Genomic DNA, 10,379 nt, shown 5'->3' on the forward strand with positions numbered 1-10,379 from the left:
TTAGGTTAATTGCTCTCGGAAATATAGCTGATATAATTCACAGCTAGATATTGCCTGATTTCCTTCAAGTTTTACCAAACCCATACTTTCTAATTTATAAGCAGCGATCGCTTCTAATTGCACACTTGTTGGAGAGGTGACTACCCGTTTGAGTGCGATCGCTAGTTCGGGATGTTCTTGGAGATTGGCTAGATGATGCCGTAAATAGTTGCTATAAATGCCGGCAATTGTGGGAGCTTCTTTTAATAGCTGCTCTAAAGTTACTGTTTGATTTCCCAGGTTATAAAGAGCAAGACGAGCTAGATAGGGATGTCCACCAATCATTGCTAATAGAGGAGCCAGCTTTTCCAATCCTTTCTCACCTTTGGCCCAATCGAGTCCATGACGCACCGCCAATTCTTGCATCTGCTCTAAACTAAATTCTGGTAACTTAATCGGTAGCCCCACATTGAAAGGGGATTGATTAATATCTAACGGAATATAAGCTTCTGTGGCATGAACTACTAGTAATCGGAGTTTACGCCAGATTTCTAATTCGGAAGCATCTTCATACCAAGAACGCAGTAAAGGTAGAAAGTCTCTAGAGATTTCTGGATACTCGAAAATTCGATTTACTTCATCCAAAGCTAAGACTACCGGAGCGTCGATTTTCTCCAGCAAATATTCTTGTAAATACAATGTGCAGCTAACTTTGCTGCCAATATCTTCATCCCAATAATCATCTAGTCTGATCTCTAAGTTCAACTGTCGGCTGACATTAGCACAAAACCAGCGTAAGAATTTTTCCAAACTAGTAAAAACTTGGCTATCTGCTCTCTGTAAACCAATCTGTACAGTGTGTACCCCAGTTTGTTTAGCATGAGTAAGAATTCTGTGCATTAAGGAAGTTTTTCCCATTTTGCTGGGGGCTTTGATTCTGATTAGGCTTCCAGGTTTATTGATTTCTGTATATGTGCGTTCTTCAATTGGCGGACGCTCTATGTAAAAAAAGGAATTAAGCGGCACTGAACCACCAGGAATTTCTAAAAAGTCAGAATTAAGGACTGGGGTTTTTCTCTCATCTTGCTTTTCGATCACCAAAGAAGATGCTGATATCCCATCTTTCCCTATGCTTGTTTGCTGAGACTGTCTCAAGACTGCTGGCATACTTTGTGGTTTTTCTGACAAAATGCCATTTTGCGTAGGCAAAGCCTGCATTTCGGCTGCGCTCAGTGACCGCCGGGGGCTTCGCCGTCTCAATACTGAGCGAAAATTACTTTTTGTTACCTCCTCCCCGAAAGCTTGTGAAAGTAACTTCCATAATTTAGAACCAACATCTTTAATATAATTGGCATCATAACCGCAGCTTTCAGCAATATCTGGATAAGTTTGTCCTTCCCAAGCTTGACGAAATATTATTTCTTGAACATCACTTAAGCCATGTTCAAGAAATGTGTCTAAAATTACTAGCGCTTCTTCTATATTCATTTGTAAAAAGAATAAAGTTTATTTTAAATAAGACTTTAGCGGAATTTTTCATATTTTTTTCCTTATTTACTTAAATTTAAACAGTCGGCTTCAGAAACCTAACCCTCTACCAGTCAACAAGATGCTAGAAAAAGTCCCTGCATTGTAACGCCCTATGACGCTATACCCACGACAAGCAAGCGCTTGTCTCTATTTCTGAGGGAAAGGGAGGCGATGGGCTACGCCCCACTTTATAGCGATGCCTGCGGTGGTCACTGAGCTTTGTCGTTCGCGCAGCGTCTCGTAGAGAAGTGCGGGCTACGCCTACGCATTTTCAACTCAGCCAATAAATAATAACAACCAAATTCTGTATGTGTACTAAGATGCAAAGGGAGTTATTTCTCCGAATTAAGCAGAACTATTGCCAAATTTCACCATGATGAATAACTGGTTTGACACAGCTCGATTGGGGATGTTTATTCATTGGGGACATAGTTCTCAACAAGGATGTGAGTTATCTTGGCCCTTAGTTGGGGGTGTATTCAGCCTTCCTTTTTGCAAAGATATTCCAGTTGAGAAATACCACTATACAGCTAATACTTTTAATCCACAGCAATACAATCCTCAAGAATGGGCAGATTTAGCAAAAAGTCTAGGAATGAAATATGCCATATTAACAGCCAAGCATCATAATGGTTTTGCCCTATTCCATACCCAAGAATCAGACTTTTCCATTGCATCTGCACCTTACAAAAAAGATATTGTACGTGAATATATCGAAGCGATGCGCTCTGTCGGATTGCGTATTGGTCTTTATTTTTCGCTTAGTGACTGGCATCATCCAGACTATCCGGCTTTTACAGAAGCAGATAAACCTTATCGCTTTGATCAGCTACCTCAACCTACAGCGCAACAGTGGGAGCGATATATCCAATTTATGTTCAATCAGATCCGAGAATTATTGACCAACTATGGTCAAATTGACATAATTTGGTTTGACGGAAGTTGGGAACGCACTTCAGAGCAATGGCAGGCTCAAAAATTAGCAAAAATGATTCGTGATTTACAACCGAATATTCTCATCAATGATCGTCTTCCAAATTGTGGAGACTTTGAAACTCCTGAACAGTTTATTCCTCCTCATCCACCCGATCATCCTTGGGAAACTTGTCTGACTATCAATGAAAGTTGGGGATATAATTCAGACGACCATTGCTTCAAATCATCTCGTCAGCTAATTCATACCCTTTGCGAAGTAGCAGGCAAAGGAGGCAATCTCTTACTCAATGTTAGCCCAATGGGTAATGGACAAATCCCTCCTGAGCAGTTAGAGCGTCTCAAAGATATAGGAGATTGGATGGAGAGTCACAGTGAAAGTATACTTGATACAACCCCAGGGTTAGAACCGTGGCAATTTTATGGCCCATCAACTCGTAAGGGCGATCGCATTTATCTACACCTATTAATGAAACCTTACGAAACAATATCAGTTAGGGGCATACCAATCAAACAAGTAAAATCGGTGTTTGTTCTTGCTGACGGCAGAGCATTAACCTACACAAGCCGCTGTGCAATTATAGATTCTATTTTCAATTCTAATCCGTTAGGAGAATTAACAATTGATGTACCTGAATCAGTAATTAATCCATACGTTACAGTAATTTGTATTGATATTGATTCTTGAGTAATTAATGTAAAAAGTTAGAAATTCTCCTCGGCGTGGGAGGGGGTTGAAAACACTCTGAAAAACGATTTTGTTCAACGGAGGGACTTTAAGCTTTCAGTCTTTTGCACTAAAAAATCAGTAAAGATACTCATGATTGTGCGCTGACGCAATTTCACATTAGCATTAATCGACATCCCTGATTGCAATGGAATTTGACGCTGATTAATCAGTAACTTCTGCCCATGTAGGCGGACTTTTGCAGAAAACCGCCAGAAATTATAAACTTGGTCTGGAGGTAAGGCATCAGAGCCAATCTCAACTAGTTCGCCTTTGATATCACCATACTCTTGGAAGGGAAAGGAATCAATTCTCACATCCACTTGTTGCCCTTCTTTGACAAAGCCGATGTCGCGGTTGGTGATATATACGTTAGCAACCAAGTTATCACTAGGAATGAGCTTCAGAATCGGTTCGCTGGAATTAACTACAAATCCTGCTGTTTTGGCTTTGAGTTCAAAAACGGTTCCATCTACGGGTGCAGTAATTTTTTGATATTTCAGGGTTTGTTGTGCCTGAACCCATTTACTATCAATCTCTCCAATTTGACCATCAATTTCATAGATGCGTTTCTGATTATCTACAATTACCTTGGTTAATTGACTGTCAATTCCGGCAATGTTTTTATCATTATCTGTAATTTTGGCTAGTAAATCTTCTTGAGACACAGCCGCAGTATTGCGAAATTTTTCATTTGACTGTGCGATCGCTAATTGTAATCGCTGTTGTTCTCTATTCAATCGAATCACTTCAGCTTGTTTAGTGCTGACATCCTGCTGCTGCTTCAAGTATTGTATCTGGGAGATAGCCCCCTGCTGCGCTAGAGGTTCAAACTTTTGGAGAATTTGTTGATTAATTGTCAGCAACTCTTTAGCGCTATTTAATTCCGCCTGAGTCTGGAAAAATTGCTGTTGCGTCTGTCCCGTTTCTAAATTAGCTGTGGCTAAACGTGATTCTAATTCTATTTGGCGATTTCGCAAACGTAACTGTTGCTCTCTTGTGAGAGTACTTCCAGCAGTCGCACCATTTAACTGTGTCCGATACAACTGGTTTTCGGCAATAATGGCTGCTCGGCTCTTGGTCAAGAAGGCTAGTTCTGGTTTAATTTTTAACAGAGCAGTTTGCTGTGCCACTTCCTGTAGTGATATGCTCCCTTGAAGCTGACGGCGGTAGAAGTCATTTTCTTGCTCTAGCGCCTGTTTGGCAAGCAATTGAGCAGCCCGACTTTGCTTTAATGAAATTAACTCCGCTTCAGAAGTAGTTTTTTCTAGGCTAATGAGCGTTTCACCTTTTTTGACTCGCTGACCATCTTTAACCAGAATCTCGTTGACAACACCATGAACCGGAGCCTGAATTTCTTTGACTGCACCCTGTGGTTCTAGCTTGCCAGTAGCATGAATTGATTCATCAATTTGGCAGACTGAGGCCCAAATTACAGTGAAGGTGCTAACTCCAACAATAGTCCAGGCGATCGCTCGTGACCAAGTGGAAGTTTGTTGTAAAAGTACTGGTTGATCAAATTTATATTGAATATTCATAATAAATGGGGAATGGGGGATGGGGCAGGGGGGCAGGGGAGATAATTAATGACAAATGACAAATGACTAATGACCAATGACTAATGACTAAACTTTCGCTTCCTGTTGCTGATACAAACAGTAGTAATAACCTTTGAGCGCCATCAATTCTTCATGAGTTCCCTGTTCTACTACAGCACCTTTATCCATCATCAGAATGACATCGGCATTGCGAATTGTGCTGAGGCGGTGAGTAATGAAAAACACTGTTTTATCTTGGAAAGTTCTTGCCAAGTTACCGCAGACTTGGGCTTCGGCATTGTAATCTAAGGCGCTGGTTGCTTCATCAAGAATCAGTAATTGGGGATTTTGCAGAACAGTACGAGCGATCGCTACTCGTTGGCGTTGTCCCCCAGACAGCCCTGAACCTCGTTCGCCGACGCGGGTGTTATAGCCACTGGGTAAAGACATAATAAAGTCGTGGGCAAATGCTACCTTGGCGGCGGTTATAATTTCCTCGTCGCTAGCATCAGGATATCCCAAGGCAATGTTTTCGCGAACAGTTCCATCGAATAGTAGGGTATCTTGTAGCACCATCCCAATTTGACGGCGCAAAGAATAGAGTTCTACTTTGCTGATATCATAGCCATCAATCAAGATTTTGCCGGACTTGGGTTCGTAAAGCCGAGGTAATAATTTTAGCAGTGTGCTTTTACCAGAACCGCTTTGCCCAACAATTCCTACAAAGGAGCCAGCCGGAAAGTCTAAGTTAATATTGCACAGTTGCATTGGTCCATGTTCCGAGAAACTGAAGCTGAGATTTTCAAAGCGAACATTACCTTGAATGCTGGGCATAAGGATATTTTGAGAGTTGCCGATTTCTGTTTCTTGGGGAGTGTCTAAAATATCAGCAAGGCGTTGCAGAGATAAGGCGGTTTCTTGGAAGTTCTGCCAAAGTTGCATCAGGCGTAACAAGGGACTAGTAACATAACCAGCCAGGATGCGGAAGGCGATGAGTTGTCCTAAGCTAAGGTGCTGATTGAGGACGAGGAAAGCTCCCACCCACAGCACTAACATGCTGGAAAACTTGTTGAGAAAACTGCTAATAGAACTGGCGGTAGTTTGCGTAGAGACTGTTTTGAAACCTGCACTGATGTAACGAGCATAGCGTTCTTGCCATTGCCAACGCGATCGCATTTCTAAATTTTGCGCCTTGACTGTCTGCATTCCCCCCATGATTTCCACTAAGTAAGATTGCGTCTCGGCATTGCACTCAGCTTTCTCTTGCAATTGTCGCCGCATTAAAGGAGATACCATCAAGTTGAGCAAGCCAAACAAGGGCACTGTTGCCAAAGCAACTAATGTCAACACTGGGCTATAAATCGCCATTACTAAAATGTAGACTACCGAAAACACAGCATCCATCACTACAGTTAGAGCTGTACCAGTTAAAAAAGAACGGATGTTTTCCAATTCGTGAATTCGCGTTGCCAGTTCTCCCACAGGACGGCGTTCAAAGTAAGATAATGGCAGACGCAACAGGTGATTAATCACCTCAGAACCAAGGGTGAGGTCAATTCGGTTAGTGGTATCTGTAAATAAATGAGTGCGGACACTGGTGAGTATTGCTTCGATGACTGCTACTACCAGCAAAAAGATGCCGAAAACTTCCAGGGTATCAGGACTGTTACCAACCAATACTTTATCAATAATCACCTGTGTGGCAAGGGGATTTACCAACCCAAACAGTTGGATAACAATAGAAGCAATGAGTACTTCAATTAATACTTTGCGATAGCGCCGCAGTGAAGGTACAAACCAACTCAAACTAAACCGCGCCTTGGGAGTATTTTTGGTGGTTTGTAGCAGTAGAACTTCTCCTTCAGCCCCCCAGTTTTCTGCAAAGTCTCGGAGTTTGTAGCGTAGTAGTCCCATCTCTGGAACGGCAATGAGTAACTCTTGATTGCTATTTTTGTAGATGATGGCAAAACTATCTTGCCAAGAAATCATGACTGGTAATTGCAAGCGTCCGACTGCGGCGGCGGGAACTTTGACTATCTGTGTTGTTAACCCCATCAACTCAGCAGCGGCGGCGCAAAATTGCAGAGATATAGTGCCCTTTTGTTCGTGCTGCTTTGTCAAAACCCGTCGCAGTGTATCTTTGCGCCAGGAGATATTAAAGTATTGGCTTAACATCTGGAAGCAAGCTAGTGTTGCATCCAGCGGGCCTCTACCCTTGATATAAGGAAACTTCTTTTGTTTACCCTTAGCTGCTGGTTCTTCTTTAAGAGTAATTTCTGAGGCGTAAGGAATCTCTGCGGGTAATAGTGTTTTTGACGCAGGAGGAGCAAGATTTTCTCCAAGTATTGATTCGGGTAACCCCACCAGACGCATACTTGCATTAAATTTCAGTTTGGGGTTGATATCATCTAACTCTAAGCGGCTCCCCACAGGAAAGTAAGCACTCGAACTACTGCTAACTAACCATAATAATTCTGAATCTAACTGTTGGAGAGATACTTTGCGTGTTGGGAATGTTTGGATAACGGCTGCTTGAGTTGCTATGCGGGCAAGCTTAATTAAATTTCTGCTACCATCTGCCCGACGATTCAGTTCTTCCATTAGCAGTTCATATACTTCTATGAGGGAGGCAGTATTATGTAATACTTGGGCAAAAGCCTCTTCCTGTTGAATCAATCTGAGAAAATCTGCGATCGCCAGATTAAAGGTGATAACTTCAGTAGAAGCGATCGCAGTTTCACAAGCAATCCCCCGCACATGACTTACCCAACCCAAAACTTCTCCAGATGAGAGCAACTTCAGTGTCGCCGGATTTTGTCCTTGAGAATTGTAGGCTAATAAACGCGCTTGTCCTTGGTAGATGATGCTAATCTGATCGGGCATAGCTTCCCTTGCTACTATTACCTGCCCGATGCGATAACGACAAAATTGCACCTTGTTGAGCAAATTTTCTAAAACATTTGGTGACAGATAATTGAAAGGAAACAGTTCAGCAATAAATTCTTGAATATCAACGGTTGTATTTGTCATCATTTTGGACACCCTATTTTAATAAGTTCTACGCAGCGATGGCTTGTTGAGTATGTGCTGGTTTAGTGTTGATTCCCATCCAGGTTTTCTCTTCTGGTGATAGTTGATTCAGTTGCTGTTGAAACCAAGTTTCAAAATTCTCTTGCAGCAATCGTTGGCGCATAAAATTGTCTAACTGTGCAGTTATAAATTTTTCCACACGTACAATCACCCATGATTCTCCAAAGGCTACAGGTGCTTGAACTATACCCACTTGACTTGTGCAAAGTAACTGAGCAAAATTTGGGGTGATAGTACCAACTTCCACTGGGCCGATGATGCCACTTGTCTCAGCTTCAGGGCCTTGAGAATATTCATGCGCCAACTCAGCAAATGACTGTTCCCCTTCTGTAATTCGGAAGTATAACTCGTTAGCAGTTCCTCTGTTATCAGTCCGAATTAAAGAATAAATTACTTTATCAAAATGTCTTTTGTATTTAAGGAAGTAAGATTCTAGTTGATGTCCCCAAGTTATTTGCTTGAACTTTTCGACTCTGAGCTTTCGGGTTGCAAAAAGTTCTAATTGTTCTTGATTTAAACCGTAACGTAAGCACCAATCTTGGATTTTTTGCTCAGTTGTCAAATCCCACTGCTGATAAAATTGTTCTAGAGCCTGAGTTGTTTCTGTTTGTGTACAGGTGATTGGTGCGATCGCAGATTCGATAATGCTCTGAGATAACAATTGCGGAATCAGGTTGTAACTAGCCAAAAAGGGGAGAATTTCGTTAGGCAAGAGGGCGTGTTCGCCTATTTGTAAAGATTTATTCATATTTAAATCCTATTTTGTTGAAATATTTTGATAAGTGCAGCTACGATTTTTGTAATAAAGCGGCAAAGTTCAGGTATCCCGAATTTCTCACGTATTGTGTGGTTCGGGTGGGGAGTGTGGGAGGTGTGGGAGGCAATGCAGCGTTCATTGATGTGCAGTTATTCAATTCCTCCTGTTTCTCCCCACACTCCCCACACCCCCCACACTCACGCTCATTTCTCACTTGTGAGAAATCCAGGGTATGATTGCCTGCCGCTTGCATCATTTGCATACGCTTGAAAGCATTGCCGTACAATGCTTTCAAGTACCGCTCATCACTGCCGATGCCTAAACTTAAGCAAAGGTAGTGGTGAAGTGGTCAAGAGTCAGGTTGTAGTTAGTCGCACCACTGAATTCAGTAACCTGCAAGAAGTAATTACCAGCTTGGTTAATGTTGGAAATCAGTTCTGAAGTAATACCTCCGTTAGTAGAGCGTGCAATTTCCTCTCCGGCATCAACAATGCGATTATTGTTAATGTCTCGGATCAGCCGCATGTCGGCATCAGTGCTTAGTCCGTCCAATTTAAGGTTGACACCCTCAAAGCTTCCCAAAGAAAAGTTGTAAACATCAGTAGTGTTCTGGTTATTGACGTTACCTGTACGAGTCACATCAGCTGACAAGTTACCAAGTACAAATTCCTTAGGCAGAAGATTGCTGAAACTGGCTGAAACCGCAGTTCCAGAAGGTTCAGTTGCAGACAAGGCTAAATCGTAACTGAGATCGCCTGAACTAGCTAAACTGACTGGAGATACTTCGGCAAAAAAAGTACCTGAGCTAGTTTTAAAGTTAATCGCCTCATCATGGTTGCTTCCCTGATTGGAAACAAGTCCAACTTTTCGGTCGAAGTTGTCTAATACACCGTTATTGTTAGAATCTCGAAACAGTCGGATGTCGGCATTATCACCAGCGCTGATATCTGTCAGAGACAGGTTGATATTTTTGCCACTGGTGATTTTGAACTGAAAGACATCCGTGAGGTCAGATGGATCTAAATGAAAGTCATTCTGAACAATGGGTGTGCTGCCGAGTGTACCAAGATTGTAAAGTGCCATTTTTTTGTCCTTTAGGTGATAATTGTGAGTTGGTCAAGTTCAAATTAAGTTGTGGTTTGCACAGATGTAAACTTCCGATTTAAATCGACATTTACTAGAATTGAACGGCTTAGAATTTGATGAAAATAAATATTATTTATTATTTTCAATAGAGACTTAGCTGTTTGGTTTTGTGCAAGCCGGGTTCAGAACCTGTTGTTTAACCATGAATCTAAATTAAGCTGTTTCTTCAATAAACACAGCATGAAAAAGACCTCAATAGTTAGGTGTTTGAAAGGAAATTCCAAGTGCTTTGTATTATTTAGTCAGAAAAAGTCTTATAACTCACCATTCGCGTAATTAAGAATGAGTTTGATGAAATAAGAGATGTGTGAAGAAGTAAGCGATCGCTTTGACAAACCTTGGTGACTATGATGCTGTCAAGGCTGGTGTAACGCTTTCAGTGAGCAATAGCTCTGTTGAAGGTCACATCAACCGGTTGAAAATGTTGAAACGGCAAATGTACGGTCGCGCAGGAATAGATTTACTTGAGCGTCGGTTCTTGCTGGCTATATAAAGCGTGGGCGGGCAGGCGAGGATGAAAAGTAAACTGTATTTTTGCGATCGCCTAAACTAATATCCCCAAACTAGATCACCAAAAGTGATACTGCTGGCGAAATATTGCTTAACCTACCGACTGAGCCATAAGCTTTGCAAATTGCGAAGTTCGCGTGGTCGCTTGTGGAACACCGGACAGCCAGTG

6 protein-coding genes are annotated in these 10,379 nt (G+C 41.9%); 1 reads left to right on the top strand and 5 read right to left on the bottom strand.

Annotated elements, in window-relative coordinates; all coding sequences use genetic code 11:
• Positions 1 to 1,467, bottom strand: coding sequence for an AAA-like domain-containing protein (locus tag H6G86_RS20370; protein ID WP_190935821.1), 1,467 nt, complete (start codon positions 1,465 to 1,467; stop codon positions 1 to 3).
• Positions 1,468 to 1,882: 415 nt separating this feature from the next.
• Between H6G86_RS20370 and H6G86_RS20375 the strand changes: the two genes are divergently transcribed.
• Positions 1,883 to 3,130, top strand: a complete 1,248-nt coding sequence (locus H6G86_RS20375) for an alpha-L-fucosidase (RefSeq protein WP_190935822.1) — start codon at positions 1,883 to 1,885, stop codon at positions 3,128 to 3,130.
• Positions 3,131 to 3,204: 74 nt separating this feature from the next.
• On the opposite strand, the gene H6G86_RS20380 is transcribed toward H6G86_RS20375, so the two are convergent.
• The 4 genes from H6G86_RS20380 to H6G86_RS20395 form a co-directional block, all read right to left on the bottom strand.
• The gene (locus H6G86_RS20380) at positions 3,205 to 4,707 is read right to left on the bottom strand and encodes a beta-barrel domain-containing protein (RefSeq protein ID WP_190935823.1); all 1,503 of its coding nucleotides are present in this window, start codon (positions 4,705 to 4,707) and stop codon (positions 3,205 to 3,207) included.
• Between the two features lie 87 nt (positions 4,708 to 4,794).
• The gene (locus tag H6G86_RS20385; protein WP_520449078.1) at positions 4,795 to 7,740 is read right to left on the bottom strand and encodes a type I secretion system permease/ATPase; all 2,946 of its coding nucleotides are present in this window, start codon (positions 7,738 to 7,740) and stop codon (positions 4,795 to 4,797) included.
• 25 nt (positions 7,741 to 7,765) lie between these two features.
• Positions 7,766 to 8,545, bottom strand: coding sequence for a peptidylprolyl isomerase (locus tag H6G86_RS20390; RefSeq protein WP_190935824.1), 780 nt, complete (start codon positions 8,543 to 8,545; stop codon positions 7,766 to 7,768).
• Positions 8,546 to 8,878: 333 nt separating this feature from the next.
• Positions 8,879 to 9,637, bottom strand: a complete 759-nt coding sequence (locus H6G86_RS20395; protein WP_190935825.1) for a PPC domain-containing protein — start codon at positions 9,635 to 9,637, stop codon at positions 8,879 to 8,881.
• Positions 9,638 to 10,379 lie beyond the last annotated feature (742 nt).

Origin of the sequence: Nostoc sp. FACHB-133 (assembly GCF_014698055.1) — a bacterium.
Classification (GTDB): Bacteria; Cyanobacteriota; Cyanobacteriia; order Cyanobacteriales; family Nostocaceae; genus Nostoc.

What these genes read in the sequence shown, in the direction of transcription:
- H6G86_RS20380 (WP_190935823.1), bottom strand. Translation starts at nt 4,707, where the DNA reads ATGAATATTCAATATAAATTTGATCAACCAGTACTTTTACAACAAACT.
- H6G86_RS20370 (WP_190935821.1), bottom strand. Translation starts at nt 1,467, where the DNA reads ATGAATATAGAAGAAGCGCTAGTAATTTTAGACACATTTCTTGAACAT.
- H6G86_RS20385 (WP_520449078.1), bottom strand. Translation starts at nt 7,740, where the DNA reads ATGATGACAAATACAACCGTTGATATTCAAGAATTTATTGCTGAACTG.
- H6G86_RS20375 (WP_190935822.1), top strand. Translation starts at nt 1,883, where the DNA reads ATGATGAATAACTGGTTTGACACAGCTCGATTGGGGATGTTTATTCAT.
- H6G86_RS20390 (WP_190935824.1), bottom strand. Translation starts at nt 8,545, where the DNA reads ATGAATAAATCTTTACAAATAGGCGAACACGCCCTCTTGCCTAACGAA.
- H6G86_RS20395 (WP_190935825.1), bottom strand. Translation starts at nt 9,637, where the DNA reads ATGGCACTTTACAATCTTGGTACACTCGGCAGCACACCCATTGTTCAG.